Origin of the sequence: Brevibacterium oceani (assembly GCF_017948325.1) — a bacterium.
In the GTDB taxonomy this organism is placed as follows: Bacteria; Actinomycetota; Actinomycetes; order Actinomycetales; family Brevibacteriaceae; genus Brevibacterium; species Brevibacterium oceani.
Window position 1 is genome coordinate 1,858,376 of sequence record NZ_CP072846.1, and the last position, 23,076, is coordinate 1,881,451.

A 23,076-nucleotide genomic window follows, 5' to 3' on the forward strand; every position below is an offset into this window, starting at 1 on the left:
ACTATGCCCGATTCTGTCCCATTGGCCGGTAAAGATGCTGCGACGCTCGCACTCGTGGCGTTCGGCGAGCTGACCGGTTTCGAACGTATGGCCACCAACGCAACGACCGCAGCGGATCTCGATGACAAGGTCATCTTGGCGCGGTTGGCCTCTCAGTCATTCGCGAACTTCGAACAGCTCTCACAGCACATCGATCAGATGGGCCAGGATGTGATCGAGCTCTGTCAGCACTTCGAGCCGACCTTCAGCACGCTGGCTGAAAGGACTCGTCCTCGCGACTGGTACGAAAGCCTCATGAAGGGATTCGTCTTCGACGGAATCATGAATGATTTCTACCGCACGGCTGTGGATGAACTCGCGGAGCCCGGATACAGCCTGGCTATTGCAATTCTCGATGATACACGGGCCAGCGATTATGCGCGCAATCGTCTGACTGCCGAAGTGGCCGAGGATACGCAGCTGGCATCCCGTCTGGCACTGTGGGGACGCAAGCTCGTCGCCGAGACGCTCGGCCGTGCCCGCACCCTGCTCACCGATCCCGTCCTCGGCATCGACGAAGGCCTCGTGGTCGAAATGATCCCCGCCGTGACCTCGAATCACTCGAAGCGCATGTCCGCCCTCGGACTCGTCGCCTGAGCCTTCCGCTCTGGTGCTGCGCGCACCACAACTGTGCATCGAGAGTGCATGTGCCCCTGCATTTGTGCACTGCGCGCGTGCACTTCCAGTAGACAGATGCGCGCCCGCACCGCCACGCCGCCACGTCGACACGTCCTGTCCGTACACACATGTCGGCATACAGCCCGCACAAACAGGGCAGGGCCCCGGTCGGTGTGACCGGGGCCCTGCCCTGTTCGCGCGGAGTTCGCGTCCGCTCCGATGCCGGTGCCGGAGAGCTCCGATGCCGAAGCCGGAGCGCTCAGGCGCTGAAGCCGGAGCGCTCAAACGCTGAAGCCGGAATTCTCAGGCACTGAAGCCGACGCGGCGAGCGGACTCGGCACCGACCTCGATGTAGCCGAGCGAGCCGGCAGGAACGAAGATCTGACGTCCCTTCGTGTCGGTGAACGTCAGCAGCCCGTCGGACTGGATCTTCTCCTCGATGCGTGCGGCCAGTGCCTTCGCATCCTCGTCCGTTTCGAGGGTGATCTCACGCTGTGTCTGCTTGACGCCGATCTTGATTTCCATGGTGCTCCTTGTGCGGATCCTAGGTGACGGTTGACGGGTTGGCCTGTCCTCAGCTTAACGTCAGTCGGAGGGCGTTTTCTTCCCGCAGGATTCCGCTCAGCGCTGAGCGAAGGACTGCAGTCCGCCCCAACTCATCTGCGTGAGCAGGGCGACCGCGGAATCGACGTCGACACCGCGTTGGGAATCGATCTGCTTGACGACGACCTCGGCGGTGCCGATGAGCGCACGGCACAGCAGCCGGGCCTCGTCGTCGCCCAACCGGGCGAAGTGCTGCAGCGCCGTGACCACCCGTGCCGCCGAGCGTTCGCGCAGGGCGCGCAGCTTCTCCTCGGCCTTCGGCTCGTAGACATCGGAGTTGAAGATGATGACGAACTCTTCGCGGTGGGAGACGACGAAGTCGAAGTAGGCGCGATAGGTCGCACGAACCTGCTCCTGGGGATCCTTCGTCAGCTCCAGCGCCTCGGCGAGCCTGGAGTCGAGGAGGGAGGCCGAAGCGTCGATGAGCGCGAGGTAGAGATCCTGTTTGGAGTCGAAGTGCTGGTAGAGCACGGGTTTGGACACACCAGCGGCCTCGGCGATCATATCCATCGAGGTCGTGCGATATCCACGGGTGGCGAAGACGGAGCGTGCCACTCCCACCAGTTGGTCGCGGCGTTGGTCACGGGGCAATCTCTGTTGTGGACTCGACATTCTTCAATGTTACGCGACGTCACTGTCGGGTAACTGCATCTGCCTCGGTTCGGCGACGCGCCGGACCCGGCCGCGAGGGAGTCATGTCAGCCCCTCGTGATGGAATACGAGTATGGATGAGATGCCCGAGGAGATGAGCGCCGCCCTGCTGGGCGGGCAGAGCCTGAGCATCGTCGGTCGGCCGGGGACGGGGAAGACGACGCTGCTCGAATCCGTCTACGCACGGCTGGTGTCCCGGATCAGCCCCGCCTCGGTGCTCGTGCTCACCCCGGATCGCGACCATGCCGATGTGCTGCGCAATCGGCTGCCGGTGCCCGCCGACGCCGTGCTGTCGGCCGCTCCCGCCCGGAGCCTGTCCTCCTTCGCCTACGGAATCGCCCGCGCCGCACACACGACCCGGACGGGGGAGGACCTCGAGTTCATCTCCGGAGCGGATCAGGATGTGTTCCTGGCCGACCTGCTGGCTGGCCATGAGCTCGGCCATGGGCGGGCCCCCGCCTGGCCGACGGAGATCACCGCCGAGGTGCGGGCGACCTCGGCGTTCCGCACCGAGGTCAGAGATGCCCTCAACCGGGTGATGGAGTTCGACTTCGGCCTGCACGTGCCGGAGCCGTCCGGTTCCGGCGCCGACGAACACGTCTTCGACTACGGTCGCAGCGCCCTGGAACGGGTGCTTGCGAACAATCCCGACCCCCGGTGGGCGGCCGTGGCCGAGGTCCTCGATGAATATCTGGGCATCATGTCCATGCCCGGCTACGGCGGGATCGATTCGGCCACCGTCCTGGCTCTGGCTGCGTTCGAGGTGTTCCGCGAACCCGCCGAGGTGACCGCGGGCCGACCGTGGACGTTCGCCCCCGATCGGGTGCCCACCGTCGTGCTCGCCGACGGCGTGCAGGACTTCCCGGCCGCCGGGTGGGGAATCCTCGAGCAGCTGCGCAGACGCGGCAGCGCCCTCGCCCTGTTCGGCAGCCCGGAGACGGTGACCGGGCGCTTCCACGGCGCCGATGCGTCGATCATCGACCGCAGCACCGACGACCCGAATTTCCGCACCGTCGTCCTCGACCGGCTGTGGGACGTCGATGCCGATCTGGGCGCGGTCATCGACGGATTCGGCGCCCGGATCACCAGCCGCTGGTCGCTTCGGCACATGCCCAGGCCCGGAGCGGGAGCCGACGCCGAAGCCGACGCCGTCGATGATGCACCGATGAACGCGAACGACGCCGTGGAGGCACCGCCGAAAGGGGCCGCCGACGTCCCGACGGACGCAGCGCCGAACGCCGGTGAGGCCGGCGGCTCGCACCCGACCGCGGATCGCGACGAGCGGGTCGAGACCCATGTCTTCGAAGGCAGCGCCTCGGGACATCGGTATCTGGCCCGCCGGATCACGAACTTCGTCGAGAACGGGCACCCCTGGTCCGATGTCGCGCTCATCTGCCGGAACTCGTCGACGGCCCGAAGCATCGCGAACGAACTGCGTGCAGCGGGAGTCTCCATCGCCACCCTCATGCAGCCGCTCAACGTGGACCCGGCGACCGCTCCGCTGCTGCAGCTGCTGTCGACGACCCCGGACTTCGACGACGACGAATCCATCGCCGAACTCGCCCTGTCCCTGGCCGGCAGCATCTATGTCCGGCTCGACCCGGTGCAGATCCGTCGTTTCCGTCGGGCGGTGCGGCGACGCTTCCCCGCAGCTTCGAGTACGGCGTCACTCGCTCAGGCGCTGCGCCACCCCGTCGATGATGACTCGCCGCAGGCACTGGTGACGATCTCACGCATGCTCCGCGCCGCAGCCGACGTCGGAGCGGTCGACCCGCACGAAGCGCTGTGGTCGATCTGGGATGCCGCCGGCGTGGCCCAGAGGTGGCAGTCCGAAGCGCTTCGCGATCCCGAATCGGTCACAGGTGGCTACCTCGACTCGGTGCTGCGGCTGTTCGCCCTGGCCGAGAAGATCGCCGACCGCGGCGGATTCACGGCCCGCTCCTTCGCCGGAATCGTCGCCGAGCAGGACATCGCACAGGACTCGCTGGCCGATACCGCAGGGTTCTCCGATCACGTCCGCGTGGGCACACCGTCGTCCCTGGCCCATGTGCGCGTGCCGTTGGTCATCATCGCCGAGGTCAACGAGGGTGTGTGGCCGAACCCGAAGCTGCGCGGCGGCATCCTTGGCCTCACCGACCTCGCCGCGGTGTTGGCCTCCGGTGAGACGGTGACCGGCGACCCCGGTTATCACGGGCACGCCAAGCGCACGAACCTGCGAGAGGAGGGAGAACTCTTCTACACCGCTCTGAGCAGGGCACAGGAGCGGGTGATCGTCACCGCCGTCACCGATTCGGAGACCGAGCCCTCCCCGTTCTTCGACGTCATTGCGGCAGGAACGATGAAAGGCACCGAGGCGGCCGACGGATACGCGATCACCCACGAGGACGAGCTGCCCCCGTTGACCCTGCCGGAGATGGCCGCACATGCCCGGGCTCATCTGCTTCAGGCCGCCGACGTCGATCCCTCCTCGACCGAGCGCCCCGATCCCGATTCCGATGCGCAGACATGGGCGCAGCTGATGCGTGCGCTCTCGGCAGCGAGCTCGGCAGTCGAAGCGCCGAGCCGGTGGCGCGAATCCGAGGACATCACCTCGTCCGAGCCGCTCTTCTCCGATTCCGACACCGTGCGGGTCTCACCGTCCCAGGTCGAATCCTTCACCGACTGTTCCCTGCGCTGGTTCCTCACTCGCAACGGCGGCGACCGACCGAGCTCGACCGCACAGAATCTCGGCACCATCATCCACGCTGCGGCGGAGAACTACCCCTCCGGGCCGACCTCGGCGATCCGCGACTATGTCGAGGCCGAATTCACCTCACTCGAGTTCGACGCCGAATGGCAGCGCGAACGGGAACTCGAGGTGGCGATGAAGATGGCCGACCGCCTCGGCGAATACATTGCGAACGCTCCGGGTGAGCTCGTGGGGGTGGAAGCACAGGTCTACGCCGTGGGCGAGGACGCCGACGGCCGACAGTGGAAGGTCACCGGCCGTCTCGACCGAGTCGAGGACGTCGACGGCGGACTGCGCATCGTCGACTTCAAGACCGGCAAGAACGTCGTCGCCGGCAAAGAGATGGACAGGCACGCTCAGCTCGGCGTCTACCAGGAGGCGATCAATTCCGGAACCATCACGATCGGTGAGGATCAGACGCTCGACGCGCGTGCCTACGGCGCCGAACTCGTCTTCCTGCGCAACTCGGCCCGCACCGTCCGGCAACAGCGGGCGTTGGAAGTCGACGAGGACCCGGACTGGGCGCGGGAACTCATCGACGACGTCTCCGGTCGGATGCGCGCAGCGACCTTCCCCGCCCGCGTGGACCCGCAGAAGTGCCTGAGCTGCCCGGTGCGCTCATCGTGTCCGGCCATCGGCCCGAAGATGTTGGAGGAGAACTGATGCGATTCAGCGCCGAGGAACTCGCGCGACTGACCGCCGCCGATCCCGCGCAGGCGTTTCCGCCCAGTCCCGAACAGCGAGTCATCATCGAGGCCGACCCCGGCCAGTCGATGAAGGTCACCGCCGGGGCCGGATCGGGCAAGACCACTGTCATCTCCCAGCGCGTGGTGTGGCTGGTCGCCAACGAATACGTCTCACCCGAAGAGATCCTCGGACTGACCTTCACCCGCAAAGCCGTCGGAGAACTCGGCGGACGCATCCGGGTGCTGCTGTCGCGACTGCGTCACAACCTCGGGCGGGGCGCAGACCTGTCCCTGCCCGGGCTGGAGAACCCGACGGTGTCGACCTACAACTCCTACGCCGCCTCGATCGTGAGCGAACACGGAGTGAGCATCGGAATCGAGCCCGAGACGGTGCTGCTCGACGAGGCGGCCGCGCACACCATCGCCGGGGGGCTCATCGACGCAGCAGCTCCGGACGAGATCCCCGGCAACTACTCCCGCGAAACGATGATCGATGACGTCATCGCCTTCGCCGCGGCAATGAACGATCACGGCCGCGACGTCGACGACGTGACCGCCTATCTCGACCAGTGCCTGGCCGCGCTCGTGTCGAGTAAGGGAAAGCCGGTCGACCCCAACGGTCGGCGTGCGAAGCTCGAAGCGAAGATCAGGACCGCGCGACTGGCCGATTCCTACATGCGGGCGAAGAGACGCAACCTCGCGATGGACTTCTCCGATCAGGTGCGATTCGCCCAGCGCATCATCGACGAGGTGCCGGCCGCCGCCGCGGCCGAGCGCGCCCGCTGGAAGATCGTGCTCCTCGACGAATTCCAGGACACCTCGGTCGCCCAGCTCGGGCTGCTGCGTGACCTCTTCGGCACCGCCGCCGTCACTGCCGTCGGCGACCCCCGACAGGCCATCTACGGCTGGCGCGGGGCCAGTGCCGACAATATGATCCGGTTCTCCTCGGACTTCGCCGACGTCGAATCGCTGACCCTGAGCACCAGCTGGCGCAATGACCGGACGATCCTGCAGACGGCCAACCGCATCGCCGACGGACTCACCGACAGCCGGGAGACCCCGCTGTCGGCCCGGGACGGAGCCGGCGAAGGCGAGGTGTGCATCGAGATCAGCTCGGGCGCCCACGACCCGGACTACCTGACCAACGGCAAGCGCGCCCTCACGGATTGGTTCCGCACCGTCCCCGAAGCGGCGACGAAAGCCGTGCTGTGTCGCAAGCGCGCCCACTTCGCCCCGGTCGCCGCCGCACTCGAAGCCGCCGGCTTCGCCGTTCATGTGCACGGCTCCTCCGGTCTGCTCAGCGACCCGTTCGTCGCGGACCTGCGCGCCGTTCTCACCGCCGCAGTCGACCCGATGGCCGGGGACGAGATCATGCGACTCATCAGCGGCCGCATGCTCGGCCTCGGCGCCGGTGACATCGCCGCACTCCAAGCTTTCACTCGTCGTCAGACCGACCGTCGGCAGGCAGAACGAGCCCGAGACGGCCTCGAGTCCGAGGCGAGCATCGTCGAAGCCATCGACCAGGCGACGATCATCGAAGGCATCGATGAGCTCATCGACGTCGAGCGCGCCCTCGACCAGGGTGCCCGTACGGCCGGAGAGAAGACCGCTGTCGCCGACTGCCTTGACACTGGACTGAGCCGGGTGGCGCTCGGCCGTCTGGTGAGGCTGGCGAAAGCTCTGCGCACCGTGCGCTCGGGCACCGGCACCATCGCCTCCGTCATCCGCACAGCCATGGCCGAGACGGGAATCGACTCGGATATCTGGGGACTGAGTGACTCCCTGCGCAATCTGCACCGCTCCGCGGTCGATGCGTTCCTGTCGGCCGCCAGCCAGTATTCGGCGGCCGACGAACTGCCCTCGATCACGCGTTTCCTGTCCTGGCTGAGTCTCATGGAGACACACGATGCGCTGAGCACGGCGGAACCGACGACGGCCGCCGACGCGATCAATATCATGACCGTCCACGCCTCGAAGGGACTGGAATTCGACGCGGTCGCGGTGCCGTCCCTCGTGGTCAAGGACTTCCCGACCGAACCTCGTGACAAGGAAGGCTGGATGGAACGGACGGCGCTTCCGTATCCGCTGCGCGGGGACCGCGCCCATCTCGTCGACTTCGACCTCCGCAATGCCGAGTTCGACACGAAGAAGGAACTCGACGAATGGATCAACGACTTCATCAAGCCGCAGATCGCCGATGCCCACGAAGCAGAAGAGCGACGCCTCGCGTATGTCGCTTTCACTCGTGCGAAACGCCACCTGTGGCTCGGTGCCGAGGTGATGGGATCGCGCGCCGTTCCCGACGATCCCTCACCGTTCCTCACCGAGGCGGCCCAGGCTCTGGGCATCGACCTGGACATTCCCGAGCCGGCGGACGAATCCGCCGAGGACAGAATCGAGACGACTCCGTGGCCGGTGCCGCGCACCCGCCAGGTGGCGGCCGCAGAACGGGCCGCGACCTGGGTTGAGACCACCCCGGACCGTGCACTGAGCGACCTGGCCGACGAGCCCGGCCCTGTCGGACGGTATGCGGCACAGGCGCTGCGCATCGGCGACCGGCCGGCGCCGACCTCGGCATCCGGTATGCCCGACCGTTTGTCGGCGACCGCGCTGGTCGCGTGGCGGCGGGACCCGCAGGGATTTCGCACGCAGACGCTGCGACCGATTCCGAGCCCGCCGAGCCGAGCCGCCGAGATCGGCACCGGTTTCCACGCCTGGGTCGAACAGCATTTCGGCCAATCGAGCATCGACATCGGCGACGACGACATCGCTCGACCGAGCGATGCCGCCACGATCGAACGGCTGCAGGAGACGTTCCTGTCCTCCGAGTTCGCCACCCGACGAGCCGACCATGTCGAGATGTCGTTCGAACTCGTCCTCGGGCGCTTCCGGGTCCCCGGCAAGATCGACGCCGTGTTCATCACCGAGGGACACGCGGAGGTCGTCGACTGGAAGACTTCGAAGAAGCCGGCTGCCGACGTGCTCGAGGTGATGAAGTGGCAGCTGGCGCTCTACCGGTTCGCGATCCTCAGAGCCCATCCGGAGATCACCGAGGTGACCGGCACGTTCTACTTCGTCGGCAGCGACGAGATCGTGCGCTTCACCGAACTGCCCGACGAGGACGCCATCATCCGCTGGCTCGAGGACAACGACATCGCCTGATGATCCGACGACATCGCCCGAAGGCCCGTGGACACCCGCAGGGGCAGAGATCGAGTCAGCAGAGCGCGGCTGAACAGCAGGTCAGTCGCGGTCGGGCCGAGCGATCCGCCCGGTATCCTCGCTCTCCCGTGAGCTCGTGACCTCGTGTTCACGGGCGGTCGGCTCCGTGGCCGATCCGGGCCCGTCATCGGACCATGGTTCGGTGTCCGCTCCGGTGTCATCTGTGGACGGTTCGGTGTCCGAACCGGTGTCGGCGGAAGCCGGCGACGTATCCGAGGACCTGGTCGGGCGGGCCTGCGGAATGTAGACGTCGCCACGCTCCTTCTCGGTGATCGCGGCTTCGACATCGGTGGTGTCCTCATCGGCAGCCGCCGCGATGCGTCGGGGCGCCGTCGGGGCGGCGGCGTCCTCGACTGTGTCCGTTGAGGCGGGACCGGAGTCCTCGGTGGTCGCGTCCTGCGCATCGGAGTCCGGAGACTCGGCGGCCCTGATGCCGGAGTCCGCTGTGTCGACACCGGCTGCGCCGGAGAAGAGGACGTTGCTGAAGGAGGTCAGGAGTTCGGCGGCGTCCTGCACCGCGGTCTCGTCACCTGAATCCACCGCTTCGAGCAGCCAGTCGAGGACGGCGAACTCGGCGAGCAGTTCGGCACGATCGATCACGTGCTCATCGGCACGGGGGCGGGAGCTGCGGTACTCCTCGAAGAATGTCGGCAGGGCGGCGGGATCGATGAGCGCCGAGGCTGCTGCGAGATCGATCGCGGGATCGGCGACCCGCAGGCGGCCGATCTCCGAAAGGGCGAGCACGCGCTCCTGATCGGTGTAGACACTCGTCTCGTCGATCGAGCCGTGGATCGGAGTGGCGAGGAAGTGCCAGAGCGCGACCTTCTCGAATTCCTCCTCCCAGTGCTGCAGCAGCGCCGAGGGCACCCGACCCGTGCTCGCGGCCTGATCGAGCCTTTCGAGGATGAGGAACTGCGCTCGAGCAGGGTCCTCGACGGGGAAGCCCGCTTCGGAGACCGTTTCGGGAGCAGCAGAGTGCAGGGTCGCCAGAGCCTGCGCCAGAGAGCTGGCACGGGCCGTGTCGGCGATGGGCACATCGCCCAACGGGGCGCCCGGCAGCGGATCGGACAGGGTCACGGTCGTCGGGGTCGCGGTATCGAAGTACTCGGCCTCGACCTCGGTGATGGCTCGCAGATGCGGCCAGGAGAAGTCGGCGTGAGGATACATGGCATCGTAGAGGCGACCCGCCTCGGCGGCGGAACCGATGTCCGCAGTGCGATCGAGCTGCGTCTGAGCCGTCGCCACGAGCTGCTGTCGGTCATCGCTGAGCAGAACTCGGACACCGTCGTCCAAGGGCGGCAGGGGAGTCCATTTCGTCGGGGCGAAGCCGTCGAGCATCGTCGCCGCGATCGCAGTCAACTTGAGCGCCTTGATATCCACCTTCCCCAATCTACCGTCTGCATCCCGCTGAGACACGGGACTCGCCGCCGAGCGTGTCAGCGGCGGTCCCGGCGTGGGCTCACAAGGCCCCAAGGCGGGAATCGGCACCGATCGGATCCGTTCGCACTGCATGGATCCGCCCCCGCAGACGAGTCGGTCGTGCCCCGGCAAGCGAGTCAGGGGCCTGCGTTATCGTGGAGGACATGAAGCCATTGCCCCCGGTCCAGCCGATCAGCCTCGCCCGTCACGGAATCGATCGCGACCATCTCACGCGTGGCCAGGACGGGGACCTGTCCGAGATCTGGGCCGCCGGTGCCGTGCCTGTCTTCGAACATCGGGGGAACCTGCTCGTGGCCTCCGGTGGGCTCTTTCTCGGCGATCGCGCCCTCGTCCCCGCGGCACAGACGGAGGTCTATCTGGGTCTCGACCCACAGGGCACCCGGTACATCGGCATCTCGCTCGACGACGAGGGACGCAGCCGCATCGACTCAGCATTGGAGGCCTCTCGCGCCCGCGATGCCAGCGATCTGCTCACCGCACCGGGCGACGGCGTCGACAGCTCCGAACCCGTCTGGCTGCCGCTGCGACATCTGGCAGAGTCCCTCGACGACGTGCAGGTGTCCTTAGCCTGCGAAATCGTCGGCGTCGGCAATTGGCATCGCGCCCACCAATACTCTCCGCGCACCGGATCTCCGACCGTTCCCGTGCTCGGAGGGTGGGTCCGCCGCGATCCGGAGACCGGCAGCGAACACTTCCCCCGCACCGATCCCGCGGTGATCGTCGTCATCGTCAACACCGACGACGACGGGGTCGAACGGGTGCTGTTGGGCAACAACGCCGCGTGGGAGGCTGACCGCTATTCGCTTCTCGCCGGTTTCGTCGAACCCGGTGAGACCCTCGAACACGCGGTGATCAGGGAGATCTGGGAGGAAGCCCACCTCGAGGTCACCGATCCCAGGTACCTCGGTTCCCAGCCATGGCCGTTCCCATGCTCGCTCATGCTCGGCTTCTCCGCCGAGGCGCCCAGCCGTGACTTCGCCGCCGATGAGGCGGAGATCGCCTCGCTGCGATGGTTCACCCGGGAAGAGCTGCGCACGGCAATCGCCGAGGAGACGGTCAGGTCGCCGTCGACCGTGTCCATCGCCGGCCAGCTTCTGTACAGCTGGTTGGACAACGAGTGAGCGCTGCGGCCACGGCCCTTCTCGAGGCCCTGGATGAGGAGCAGAGGGAGGTCGCCACCCATTTCGACTCCCCGGTGATCGTCCTTGCCGGTGCCGGCACCGGCAAGACCCGCGCCATGACCCATAGGATCGCCTACGGAATCGCCACCGATGTGTTCCCTCCCAACCACGTCCTGGCACTGACCTTCACCGCGAAGGCGGCGGGGGAGATGCGTTCTCGACTGCGCGGACTCGGGGTGCCGGCAGTGCAGGCCCGCACCTTTCATTCTGCCGCCCTGCGCCAACTGCGCTTCTTCTGGGACCGCTTTGCCGAAGGCGAGTTCCCCCGCATCATCGAGAACAAGGCCGGCATCATCGGGTCCGTGATGCAGAGCTTGGGCATGGAGACCAGCCGGGAGCTCACCCGCGACGTCGCCTCGGAGATCGAATTCGCTGCGTCGTCGCTGCTGGGCGTCGACGACTATGCGACCAAGGCAGCCGCACGCGACCTGCCGGGACAGCTGGGTGCCCAGGACATGGTGCGCATCTTCGACGCCTACGGCGAGGCCAAGACCCGGGGGCGGCTGCTCGACTTCGACGATGTGCTTCTCGTGCTTTCCGGGGTCCTCGCGGAATACCCGGCGATCGCAGCGGAGATCCGGGACCAGTACCGGCACTTCGTCGTCGACGAGTTCCAGGACGTCTCGCCCCTGCAGTTCGACGTGCTCTCCCGCTGGTTGGGCCCCCGCGACAACCTCTGCGTGGTCGGAGACCCCGCCCAGACGATCTATTCCTTCGCCGGAGCCGACGCGAGCCTGCTCGGTTCCCTCAACGCGGCGATGCCGGGCGCCAGAACCATCCGCCTCGTTCGCAACTACCGCTCCTCGCAGTCGATCGTGTCCACCGCAAACAGTCTGCTCCGACACACCTCGAAGACCGCGCTGACGCTGCGGACGGAGAACGCCGAAGGTCGGCCGCCGAGCATGACCGAATACCCCACTGATGAGGCCGAGGCAACAGGAGTGGTCCAGGCGATCTCGGCCGAGATCCACGCCGGCCGTCGCCCGCGCAGCATCGCCGTGCTCTTTCGCACCAACGGTCAGAGTCCCGCGTATGAGCAGGCGCTGACCGCCGCGGGAATCCCCTACGTTCTGCGGGGTGGGGAACGCTTCTTCGCCCGCAAGGAGGTCAAGGAAGCCGTCCTCATGCTCAAGGCCTCCCGCGTCACCTCGAACGGTCGCCCACTGCCCGAAGCCGTCCTCGAAGTGTTGGGATCCCTCGGCTTCACTCGAGAACCCCCGGGCCCGGGGGCGAGCAGGCAGAAGTGGGAATCGCTCAAGGCCCTCGTCGACCTCGCGGAGGAGCACCAGGCAGGGCAGGAGCTCCCAGTGCCGATGGAAGCCTTCCTCGACGACCTGGCCGATCGTGCCGAACACCAGTTCGCCCCCGACATCGAAGGCGTCACCCTGGCATCGTTCCACGCAGCTAAGGGTCTGGAGTGGGACAGCGTCCACCTCGTCGGGCTGAGTGAGGGACTGTTGCCGATCAGCTATGCGCAGACCCCTCGAGCCGTCGCCGAGGAGCGACGCCTGTTCTACGTGGCACTCACTCGTGCTGGCAGGGAGCTGCGGATGAGCTGGTCGCTGGCTCGCTTCGATTCGAAGCAGAAGCCCCGCAGATCCTCGCGCTTCCTCTCCGAGCTGGGGCAGGTCGGTCAGTCGATGGCTCGAGCGCAGTCGACGGCGACCGCGGCCGCGCTCAACCGCTGCCGTCGGTGCGGCCGCGCACTCGTCTCCCAGATCGATCGAGCACTCGGGAGGTGCTCCCACTGCCCTGCAGAGGTCGATCTCGATCTGCTTGATCGACTGCGCAGGTGGCGGACTCGAGTCGGGATGGAGCAGGGTCTGCCGCCTTATCTCGTGCTCACCGACACGTCTCTGTCGGTCATCGCGGAGAATCATCCTCGCGACCTCGACGGACTCTCCCGGGTCCCGGGGATCGGGGCGACGAAGCTCGAACTCTACGGGGCGAGTCTATTGGGCCTGCTCGCTGACTGAACCGAAGTCGGGCACCGGCGCGCGGCAGTGGCACTGATCGTGATACGACAGCTCCGATTCGCTGACCGACCCCTCCTCGACGGTGATGACCCGTCGGTAAGCACCCCGATCGTGCCCGAGCAGAGCGCTGCGGAGGAGTTGAACGGCATGAGCGGCCCCGAGCATGCGAGCCACGGGGTCTGCCAGACTGTCCCGTTCGGGCAGAGCGCAGAGGCGCGGGTACTGTTCGAACCATCCGGAATCGACGTCCCTGCGATGCAGGCAGGAACACACGGCACACGGTGTGCGGCCCGGACGGATGAGGCCCGTGACCTCCACCGCGTGTTCGCCGAGCACGACCTGACAGTGGTCGACCTCTCGATCGTTGAGCCACATCGCCGAATGCAGGTCGGCAACCAGATGTGAGGTCGTGATCACCAGCGGGGCAGACATGAGATCGAGGTCTTCGACCCGGCGAGCCGACGAGACGGCGAATCCCGCAGACCCGAGGTGCCCGTCGATGATGGACCGCAGGGGACCGGTGACGAGGACGGGGCGGGCGCCCAGGATCCGGGAGACTCGATTCGGAGGCAGCCCGTAGGTGCGGGCGGCCGCAAAGGCGGGGGAGCCCTTCGGGACCTCCTCGGCGTCCGATCCGTCGGGAATGAGCACGCCGGCCTCGCCCAAGAGGGTGATGAGCGAACTCGCACGGCTGAGGTCGGCGCCGAGCTCCTGTGCCCGAGCATAGAACTGGGACGAGCCGATTCCGAGGCGAAGGTCTTCGATGAGGCTGACATCAGCGGGAAGCAGGCCGTCGATGAGGACAGGATCATCGGCCCCGAACTGGATGCATGAGGACGAACGCCACGTAATGGGAACGCTGGGAAAGATTCTGAACATCGTGGCCCCTTCGCCTCGACTCCGCTGCAGACTTCTACGGTAGTCAGTGGAGGAGGGGATCGCCAGGGGGTGACACGATCTGTGGATAACTCTGTGGACAACAGCCGAGGGGAGGCCGGAAAACACGTTCCGGCCTCCCCTCGACCGCATTGTGCCCCAGGCGCTCGCGGAGACTCGTGCGGCTTCCCCTTCCGCACGCATCTCCGGGTTTTCCGGGGTCAAGCATAGAACTTATTCCGCATTCGCCCCCGCGTCAATGCGTGGTCATGCACAGACACGTCAACACCTTGTGGATAATGTGTGGAAATCGCCGCGCAGACTGTGGAGGAAAGGCGCCTTGAGGGAGCCGACGGCTGTTGATAAGGGTGCGTGCAAAAGAGGTCAGGCCCGGATGGGTGGGAAAGGCGCGCGCAGGAGCGGCTGTGGACGGGAAAATGGGGAAGGAAGATTCTCGATACTCAGGAAACTCACAAGTAATATCGGGCAGGCTGCCTCGCGATGCTGTGTCAGACCCGTTCCCTATCATTGACCCGTGGCCAATCGACAGAGCTGGAGCGAAGAAGAGGTGCTGCGGGCCATCGCCCGCGGTGAGATCGAAGTGCGTCGGTCGACCCGACGGAAGAAGACCGTGGCCGTGTCGAAGGAGATCGACACCTTCGTGCTGCGGGCACCGGCGCGTTACAGCGTGGAGAGCAACATCCGGTCACTCACGGAACTGTTCAACAAGCTGGCGGCTCGTGACCATTCCTCCGCCGCCGACCTCGTCGAGATCGCTGAGGAGATGAACCGACGCTATTTCGCAGGTCGTCTGAGTCCGAGCTCGATCAGGTGGGTGACGAATCAGAACATCAGCCGGTGGGCGTCGACGACCACATCGACCGGAGACATCCGGATCTCGCATCGTCTCCAAGCCGTGCCGCGGTGGGTGCTCGAGACAGTGGTCGTCCATGAGCTCGTCCACCTGCAGATCGGACCGCATTCGAAGGAATTCCACGATCTCGCGAACAGGCACCCAAGGCAGTCCGACGCACAGCTGTACCTCGCTGGATTCAGTGATGGAGAACGCTACTGCCGCGGAGGCTGAGTCGCATCAGCGAGGCGGCTGAAGACCCATCGAAGAGGCTGAGACGTCTCGAAGAAGCGACAGGGGCGCCTCAGGCATGGTTCCCGAAGGCATCCGCGGCGGCCCGATAGAGGCCGGGCAGTCGGGACGGGAGGTCGGGCATGAGATCATCCGGAAGCTCATCGAGCCGGAACCAGGCGACGTCGAGCGACTCCGCCGACACGCTCGGCGATTCGGAGACGGAGGCTGCCGCGGCGAAGACGACATCGAAGTGCCGTGTGCAGGAACCGAAGGCGGTTGACAGATCATGCACGTGCAGGTCGATGGGTGTGGGGGAGACCCAGGACAGGCCGGTCAGCCCGCTCTCCTCCTCGGCCTCTCGCCGGGCGGCCGCACGCAGTGAGTCGTCGACCGGTTCGAGGTGCCCGCCGAACTGACCCCACAGCCGCGCCTTGCCATGATGATTGAGCAGCACTGATTCCGCGTCGGGATCGAAGACAAGGCAGCTGGCCGTGACGTGCCGGCCGCTGCCGTCGCGATTTAGTGCGTTCTCGCCCTGCTGGTCGAACAGGTCGCCGAAGTCCGCGACGAACTGACCGGCAGGGGCGAGGCCGACCTCGCGGCGGGCGATGGCGAGATCGATCATTCAGCGATCGTCGGTGTGATCGGAGTCATCGTCCGCGGTCTCCGACGCGGACGGATCCTCGGCCGTCGGCTCCTGTGACTGAGTCGAATCGGCGGGGGACTCGACGTCCGAATTCGTCGTCGCGCCAGCCGTCTCCGCATCCTCGGCCGAGGCATCGCCGGTGCCCTCGAGGCCCTCAGCGAGGATGCGGCTGAGCGCTTCGTCGATGCTCGACTCGTTCGTCCATTCGGCATGACGTCGCTCCGAATACCCGAGCGGGTCGTCGAGGTCCTGAGTCGTCGGCAGCAGGTCGGGGTGTGAAAAGACCTTGTCTCTGTCCTCGGGGCCGCCCTGCGATTCGAGGTAGGCGAAGAGCGCAGCCGCATCGCGGAGCCTGCGCGGATTGAGCTCCAGGCCCACGAGAGTGGAGAAGGTCTTCTCCGCCGGTCCGGCCGTCGCCCGACGGCGGCGCAGCGCCTCTCGGATCTGATCCCGGCCGGGCAGGTGCTTGCAGGCCTCGTAGACGACGACGTCGACCCATCCGGCGATGACGGCGAGCAGGTTCTCCAGCGAGGTCAGCGCCTTCTTCTGGTCGTCGGTCGTCGGCGGGTTGAACAGGCCCTGGCGGATGTTGTCGCTGAGATCGGAGATGTTCGACGGGTCGATGTTCGACGCCATGTCCTCGATCTGCGAGGTGTCGACCTTGAGTCCCTGTGCGTACCGGGTCAGCGCGGTCTCGACCTGGGCGCTCAGCCACGGTGCCCGTTCGAATAGGGCGGAGTGCGCGAGCTCCTGCGCGGCGAGGTAGATGCGGACCTCGGAGACGTCGACATCGATCTCGGCAGCGAAGGCATCGACGTTGGTCTCGATGAGCACGGCAGTGTCATGCGGGAGCAGAGGCAGTCCCACCTCGGTGCCGGTGAGGACGCTCTCAGACAGTGCCCCGACCGCTTGGCCGATCTGCATGGCGAACATCGAATCGCTCATCGACCCGAACATCGACGAAGCTCCCGCGAGGATGCCCTTCATCTCGGCAGGAACCTGAGACTCGAGGGTCTCGGTCAGGGCCGTGGACATATTCTCCTTGATGGGAAGCACGAATTTCTGCCAACCGGGCATCGTCTCCTTGACCCAGTCGGCTCGTCGCAGCGGACGGGCGGAGCGGTTGGCCACGGAGAACTCGGTCGCCTCGGCGAGCCACAGCTCGGCCAGGCGGAAAGCATCGACGGTGGCGCGCTCGGCCTCATCCGTCACCGCGGGGTCGGGGGTGGGAACGGCCTTCTGGGCGATCGAGACGGCCTGCGCCTGAGGGTCGGCGCCTTGCCCGAAGAGTCCCTGCATCTGGTTCATGATCGTCGACATCATGGCCGGGTCGATCTGGAAGCCCTGCGGCATGCCGGACTCGTTCTTGTCATCACCCTGACCGCTGCCGGGGCCATTGGCTCCGAAGAGCATTCCGAAGATCTGCTCGAACGGATTCTGCTCATTGTTGTTGTCATCGGTCATTGTTCTACAGCCCCCATGAATCGGTTTGACACCCACGTTAACGGTTCCGAATGTGCGAAGCTTCCCAATTCGGCGAGGTTTCGCAGGATGTTCGCACCGGGCGAAAGGAGTCTGTGAATTCGATCCTCAGCATTCGATTAGACTGATGGGGCGGTGCAGCGAAAGGAACACATGACAGAGAACGCCCCCCGGGCCCTGCCGGTGCCAGCGGAGCCACCTCGCGGCCCGCGACGACGACGAAATCCACGTATGTCCACGACCTCGGGTGTCCTCACCTACGTCCTCATCGCTCTGGCCGTGCTCCTGCCGGTCCCGTACATGCTTCAGCTGCCGGGACCGGTTTTCAACACCCTCGGCGACTATCAGGGTGATCCGATGATCAGCGTCTCCGGAGCCAAGACCTATCCCACCGATGGGCGCATCGACATGCTCACAGTGGCCGTCAGCGGGGGACCGGGACGCGACGTGTTCGCCTCGCAGGCGCTCGGAGCGCTCCTCAACGGTCAGGAGACCGTGATCCCCACCGAGGCGTACTATCCGCTCGACACCTCACGCGAAGAGGTGGCACAGACGAATGCCGTCGAGATGTCCTCGAGCCAGGACGTCGCCATCGCCGCTGCGATGGGCGAACTCGGGAAGAAGTATTCGGTGCACCTTCTCGTCGACGACATCGTCGCCGACTCACCCGCGCAGGGAAAGCTGCGCAAGGGGGATCGTCTCATGTCGGTCAACGGCAAGAAGCTCGACACCGATCCCGATGCCGCGGCGATCATGAGCCGGACGGTACAGGGCGCAAAGTCCGTCGACCTCGTCGTCGACCGTGACGGGAAGACCGAGGACATCACCGTCGAACCCGCCGACATCGAAGGCCGCAAGGCGATCGGGATCAATATGAAGCAGGACTTCGACTTCCCGGTCGATGTGAAATTCAACGTCGAGGGCGTCGGAGGCCCCTCCGCGGGCACGATGTTCGCCCTCGCCATCATCGATGAACTCACCCCCGGGGCGATGACCGGCGGCAAGCACGTCGCAGGAACCGGGGAGATCGACCCCTCGGGAACTGTCAGCCCCATCGGAGGGGCGCGCCAGAAGGTGGCCGCGGCGACGGAGAAGGGAGCGACGCTGTTCCTCTCGCCTGCCGACAACTGCGCCGAAGTCATGGCGGCCGCCGACCAGTCCAAGATCACGGTGGCGCGCATCGACACGCTCGATGACGCGAAGACCACCGTGGAGCAGTACGCCTCCGGCGACACCTCGGACCTTCCGAAGTGCCCTGCCGGCGGCGCCGACACCAATGAGAAAGGGCAGTAGTGAGCACCTCGTCCTCACCCACCTCCGCACGCATGCCGGCGAATCGGCCACGACGTTCGCCGCTGCTGCTCACCCTCGTATCAGTGGCGATCCTGCTGGTCGCCTTCATCTCCTTCACCCAGGTCTACACCGAGGTGCTGTGGTTCAAGCAGATCGACGCCTCACAGGTCTTCCGCACCATGTGGATCACCCGCGGTCTGACCTTCCTCGGCGGTTTCATCGTCATGGCCGTTCCGGTATGGGTGAGCCTGCACCTGGCCTACCGCAACCGCCCCGTGTATGCGCCGACGACTCCGCGGCAGGAGAACCTCGACCGCTACCGTGAGGCCATCGAACCGCTGCGGAAGGTCGCCACGATCGCGATTCCCGCAGTCGTCGGCGTGCTCGCCGGCATCACCGCCTCGGCGAATTGGAACACGGTCCTCGAATGGTTCCATTCCACCTCGTTCGGATCGACCGATCCGCAGTTCGGACTCGACAAGTCGTTCTTCGTCTTCGTCCTGCCCGGCCTCCGGCTCATCGGTGACCAGCTGGGAATGGCGCTGCTCCTGTCCCTCATCGCCGCAGTCGTCGCCCACTACCTCTTCGGCGGCATCCGTCCGGGAGAGCAGAGGGGCGTCATTCTGACGAAGACGGCGCAGTGGCAGCTGGGCATCACGGTTGCCGTGCTCGTCCTCGTCCAGGCCGGTCGCCTGTGGCTCTCCCGCTACGACCGCCTCACGGCCGCCGGGGGAATCGTTCCCGGCGTCACCTACGTCGATGATCGTGCGGCGCTCCCGGCGATGGCGATCGTGGCGATCGCCGCCGTGCTCGTGGCGCTGCTGTTCGTCTATACCGCGTGGAAGGGCAATTGGCGGATCTCGATCATCGCGACGCTCACGCTCATCGTCCTCGGCGGTGTCTCGATCATCGCCTACCCGGCGCTGCTCCAGCAGTTCCAGGTCAATCCCTCGCAGCAGAGCCTGGAGTCGAAGTACATCCAGCACAACATCGACGCGACCCGTGATGCCTTCGACTTCGACGACATCGAGGTGACTCCGTACGAACCGAGCACGAGCGGTGAGAAAGGCGCGCTGCGGAAGGACGCAGAGACCGCGGCCTCGATCCGACTGCTCGACCCGAACCTCGTCTCCGACACGTTCCGTCAGCTCCAGCAGGTCCGCCCCTACTACTCGTTCCCGCAGAAGCTCGACGTCGACCGCTACGACATGGACGGAGACATGCGCGACACTGTCATCGCGGTGCGTGAACTCGCTCCGAGCTCGGTGAACAATCAGAGTTGGTTCAACCGCGCCATCGTCTACACGCACGGCTTCGGCGTCGTCGCCGCCAACGGCAATCAGCGCAACCCCGACGGCGAACCGACGTTCATGGAATCCGACATCCCGCCGAAAGGTGAGTTCCCCGAATACGAACCGCGGGTCTACTTCGGTGAGTCGTCACCGGACTACTCGATCGTCGGTGCCGAGGACGGCGCAAAACCGCGCGAGCTCGACTACCCCTCCGACGAAGAGGGCGGCGCCGGCCAGGTCAACAACACCTTCACCGGCAACGGCGGACCGACCGTGGGCAACCTGTTCAACCGACTCGCCTACGCGCTGAAGTTCCAGGACGAGCAGATCCTGCTCTCGGACGCGCTCAACGACAAGTCTCAGATCCTCTACGATCGCCACCCGCGGGAGCGCGTGGAGAAGCTCGCACCCTTCCTCAAGATCGACGGCGACCCGTACCCGGCCGTCGTCGACGGGAAGATCAAGTGGATCCTCGACGGCTACACCACGGCCGAGGACTACCCGTACTCGACACCGCAGCCGCTGCAGCAGGCGACCGAGGATTCGACGACGGCGACCGCCCCGAACAACGTGGCCACGCTGCCCGATGACGAGGTCAACTACATCCGGAACTCGGTGAAGATCACGGTCGACGCCTACGACGGTTCCGTCGACATGTACCAGTGGGACAAGGACGACCCGGTCCTCAAGACCTGGATGAAGGTCTTCCCGGGTCTCATCAAGTCCTCTTCGGAGATGTCGAGCGACCTCATGAGTCACGTCCGGTATCCCGAGGACATGTTCAAGGTCCAGCGCGACCTGCTTGCGAAGTACCATGTCTCATCGGCCAGTGAGTTCTACACCGGTCAGGACTTCTGGACCCTTCCGACGGATCCGACGAAGAAGGCCAGCAGCGGTCTGACGCAGCCGCCGTTCTACATGACCCTGCAGATGCCGGGACAGGAATCGCCCTCGTTCTCGCTGACGAGCTCCTACATCCCCGAACGTTCCTCTGAGGGGCAGTCGCGCAACAACCTCACAGGCTTCCTGTCTGCTGATGCGGATGCCGGCGACAAGAAGGGCGAGACGTCGGAGAACTACGGCAAGCTCAGACTTCTGCAGCTGCCGCGCAATACGACGGTGCCCGGACCGGGCCAGGCGCAGAACAACTTCAACACCGCGCCGGATGTCCAGCGCAGCCTCAACCTGCTTCGTCAGGGTGAGTCCGAGGTGGAGAACGGCAACCTGCTGACCCTGCCGATCGGCGGCGGTCTGCTCTACGTGCAGCCGGTCTATGTCCGGTCCGCCGGTGAGACCTCGTATCCGCTCCTGCAGCACGTGCTCGTGGCCTTCGGCGAGGACATCGGATTCGCTCCGACTCTCGACGAGGCGCTCGATCAGGTCTTCGGCGGTGATTCGGGTGCCAAGGCCGGCGATGCCGGAACAGAGGACAGCGGAGACGGAGAGTCGGGTTCGTCGTCCTCCGGCGACGACTCAGGCAAGGGCTCCGGTTCCGGCGGTTCGTCGGACAAGGCTCTCAACGACGCGCTGCAGGAGGCCAGGAAGGCGATGGAGGACTCCGACGCCGCGCTGAAGGAAGGCGACTTCGAAGCGTACGGCAAGGCGCAGGATCGCCTGAAGAACGCGATCGACGACGCTGTTGCGGCCGATCCGTCGATTGCCGAGGACGGCGCCGGCGACAAGGCCTCAGCGCCCGCTTCGGAGCCGGCCGACGAAGGAGGCGACTCGGGCAACTGAGTCGGCTCCGCCGAACGGGTTCGGCGCAGCGAGGCTGCGCTGGACCTGTTCGCGTCGGGTCAGCTGGGCTCGGCCGGAGTGAGACGAACGCCCCTGGGACATCCCAGGGGCGTTCGTCGTAGTCGGAACGTGTGCGGTGGCCGGGTCCGTGCACGGACATCGGGTGGGCGAGCAGGTGACTGTGCATCAGAAGTGTGAGCGTACTGATTTTCATCACTACGCGTGCACCTTGGGCATACAGTCGCGCATGAGGCATGCGGACTGGGTCCCACATGGGCGGTGAATGAGAAGAACCCCCAGCCAGTTGAACTGACTGGGGGTTCTGCCACTTTGGTGGCGGGGGAGGGATTTGAACCCTCGACCTCCGGGTTATGAGCCCGGCGAGCTACCGAACTGCTCCACCCCGCGGCGTGTTCTTAACTCTACACGAACGGCCACCCGCGAACCAAACCGAGGTGAGGTGACCTCCGCCACATGCCTGCCTGCCATTCATCTTCCGTCGGCAGAATGGACCCGAGGTCTCCGTTGGACCCGTTCAGTAGAGGTGTTCGGGCAGTTAGACCCGCCCCCGTGGAGGCATGCAGGCGCCCGGCAGCCGTCGAGTTCGACTCGTCGGTGAGATCTTTCGGCGACAGGGTTGCGTATGGTTGAAATCTAAACTAGAGTGACACTCGTACTTCAAATTTCAACTAAAGGAGAAATCATGACTGCACTGCCTCAGGGACTCACCGCCGGAACCTGGACCATCGACCCCGTCCACTCGGAGTTCACCTTCACCGCTCGCCACGCCGGCGTCTCGAAGGTCCGCGGACACTTCGAAGAGATCGCCGGTTCGGTCACCGTGGGCGAGACGCTCGAAGACAGCTCGGTGACCGCCGAGGCTGCCGCCTCCTCGATCAACACCCGCAACGAGCAGCGTGACGGCCACCTCAAGAGCGGTGACTTCTTCCTCGCCGAAGAGCACCCGAAGCTCACCTTCGTCTCCACCGGCATCAAGGCCGACGGCGCTGACGAGTTCGAGGCCGTCGGCGAACTGACGATGCGCGGCGTGACCAAGGAAGTCACCTTCTCGACCGAGTTCGCCGGTGTCGCCACCGACCCGAACGGCAACCAGGTCGCCGGCCTCTCGGCGACCGCCAACGTCAACCGCCAGGACTTCGGCATGTCGTTCGAGGCCGTCCTGGGCGGGGGAGAGCTCCTCGTGTCCGACAAGATCAAGATCGAACTCGAACTCGAGCTCGTCAAGGCCTGAATCGCCTGATCGGGCCTGACCCGGCCCTTCTCGGGAACGTCGCCGAGGCGCTGCGCGTCTGAACGACGATCCCGAGGAGAGACGACAGGCAGAAAGGGCGAACCACGTACTGCGTGGTTCGCCCCTTCTCACGTCTCCGCCCGGTTTCTGACAGTCCGTCCTCTCCCCGGCTGTCGTCTGCCCGACCCAGATCGCACACCTCAGCGCGGCCGAATTCTCAGTCCGCAGCCCTCACGGTGGAGCCATCAGACCCCCGGTCTGCAGCCC

15 protein-coding genes and 1 tRNA gene are annotated in these 23,076 nt (G+C 65.8%); 9 read left to right on the top strand and 7 right to left on the bottom strand.

The features are described from left to right. Positions 1–3: 3 nt before the first annotated feature. Entirely contained in the window at positions 4–636 is a 633-nt protein-coding gene (locus J9314_RS08200; protein ID WP_181275357.1) for a ferritin-like fold-containing protein, read from the top strand. A gap of 324 nt (positions 637–960) precedes the next feature. Here the strand turns inward: J9314_RS08200 and J9314_RS08205 are convergent, their stop codons facing one another. Both J9314_RS08205 and J9314_RS08210 read right to left on the bottom strand, forming a co-directional pair. Further along, positions 961–1,182, bottom strand: coding sequence for a DUF3107 domain-containing protein (locus J9314_RS08205; protein WP_166971320.1), 222 nt, complete (start codon positions 1,180–1,182; stop codon positions 961–963). Positions 1,183–1,278: 96 nt separating this feature from the next. Further along, positions 1,279–1,815: a TetR/AcrR family transcriptional regulator gene (locus J9314_RS08210; RefSeq protein WP_246490683.1), complete on the bottom strand. Its 537-nt coding sequence runs from the start codon at positions 1,813–1,815 to the stop codon at positions 1,279–1,281. Between the two features lie 169 nt (positions 1,816–1,984). On the opposite strand from J9314_RS08210, the gene J9314_RS08215 reads away from it, so the two are divergent. Beyond that, entirely contained in the window at positions 1,985–5,302 is a 3,318-nt protein-coding gene (locus J9314_RS08215; RefSeq protein WP_210605277.1) for a PD-(D/E)XK nuclease family protein, read from the top strand. After that, the gene (locus J9314_RS08220) at positions 5,302–8,487 is read left to right on the top strand and encodes an ATP-dependent helicase (RefSeq protein ID WP_210605278.1); all 3,186 of its coding nucleotides are present in this window, start codon (positions 5,302–5,304) and stop codon (positions 8,485–8,487) included. The genes J9314_RS08215 and J9314_RS08220 overlap by 1 nt, the downstream gene beginning before the upstream one ends. Positions 8,488–8,568: 81 nt before the next feature. On the opposite strand, the gene J9314_RS08225 is transcribed toward J9314_RS08220, so the two are convergent. Beyond that, positions 8,569–9,906 (bottom strand): aminoglycoside phosphotransferase, encoded by a 1,338-nt coding sequence (locus J9314_RS08225; protein WP_210605279.1) that lies wholly within the window; start codon positions 9,904–9,906, stop codon positions 8,569–8,571. A 224-nt stretch (positions 9,907–10,130) separates the two neighbouring features. On the opposite strand from J9314_RS08225, the gene nudC reads away from it, so the two are divergent. Beyond that, entirely contained in the window at positions 10,131–11,108 is a 978-nt protein-coding gene (gene nudC, locus J9314_RS08230) for an NAD(+) diphosphatase (RefSeq protein ID WP_181275353.1), read from the top strand. Next, entirely contained in the window at positions 11,105–13,144 is a 2,040-nt protein-coding gene (locus J9314_RS08235) for an ATP-dependent DNA helicase UvrD2 (RefSeq protein WP_246490684.1), read from the top strand. Before nudC ends, J9314_RS08235 begins: the two co-directional genes overlap by 4 nt. On the opposite strand, the gene J9314_RS08240 is transcribed toward J9314_RS08235, so the two are convergent. Continuing rightward, positions 13,121–14,023, bottom strand: coding sequence for a hypothetical protein (locus J9314_RS08240; RefSeq protein ID WP_210605281.1), 903 nt, complete (start codon positions 14,021–14,023; stop codon positions 13,121–13,123). The two genes, J9314_RS08235 and J9314_RS08240, sit on opposite strands and share 24 nt — an antisense overlap. A 532-nt stretch (positions 14,024–14,555) precedes the next feature. Between J9314_RS08240 and J9314_RS08245 the strand changes: the two genes are divergently transcribed. Beyond that, the gene (locus tag J9314_RS08245; RefSeq protein ID WP_246490685.1) at positions 14,556–15,107 is read left to right on the top strand and encodes a M48 metallopeptidase family protein; all 552 of its coding nucleotides are present in this window, start codon (positions 14,556–14,558) and stop codon (positions 15,105–15,107) included. 70 nt (positions 15,108–15,177) lie between these two features. Here the strand turns inward: J9314_RS08245 and J9314_RS08250 are convergent, their stop codons facing one another. Both J9314_RS08250 and J9314_RS08255 read right to left on the bottom strand, forming a co-directional pair. Further along, the gene (locus tag J9314_RS08250) at positions 15,178–15,732 is read right to left on the bottom strand and encodes an NUDIX hydrolase (RefSeq protein WP_210605282.1); all 555 of its coding nucleotides are present in this window, start codon (positions 15,730–15,732) and stop codon (positions 15,178–15,180) included. Beyond that, complete coding sequence (locus J9314_RS08255; RefSeq protein ID WP_210605283.1) at positions 15,733–17,217, bottom strand: zinc-dependent metalloprotease; 1,485 nt, start codon at positions 17,215–17,217, stop codon at positions 15,733–15,735. A gap of 249 nt (positions 17,218–17,466) precedes the next feature. On the opposite strand from J9314_RS08255, the gene J9314_RS08260 reads away from it, so the two are divergent. Both J9314_RS08260 and J9314_RS08265 read left to right on the top strand, forming a co-directional pair. After that, positions 17,467–18,528 (top strand): YlbL family protein, encoded by a 1,062-nt coding sequence (locus J9314_RS08260; protein ID WP_246490686.1) that lies wholly within the window; start codon positions 17,467–17,469, stop codon positions 18,526–18,528. Continuing rightward, positions 18,528–21,557, top strand: coding sequence for a UPF0182 family membrane protein (locus J9314_RS08265; protein ID WP_210605285.1), 3,030 nt, complete (start codon positions 18,528–18,530; stop codon positions 21,555–21,557). The genes J9314_RS08260 and J9314_RS08265 overlap by 1 nt, the downstream gene beginning before the upstream one ends. Positions 21,558–21,888: 331 nt before the next feature. Here J9314_RS08265 and J9314_RS08270 read toward each other — a convergent pair. Then, a tRNA-Met gene (locus tag J9314_RS08270) sits at positions 21,889–21,965 on the bottom strand. A gap of 295 nt (positions 21,966–22,260) precedes the next feature. Between J9314_RS08270 and J9314_RS08275 the strand changes: the two genes are divergently transcribed. Next, a complete protein-coding gene (locus J9314_RS08275; protein ID WP_210605286.1) occupies positions 22,261–22,809 on the top strand; it encodes a YceI family protein in 549 nt (182 codons plus the stop codon). The last annotated feature ends 267 nt before the right edge of the window (positions 22,810–23,076 follow it).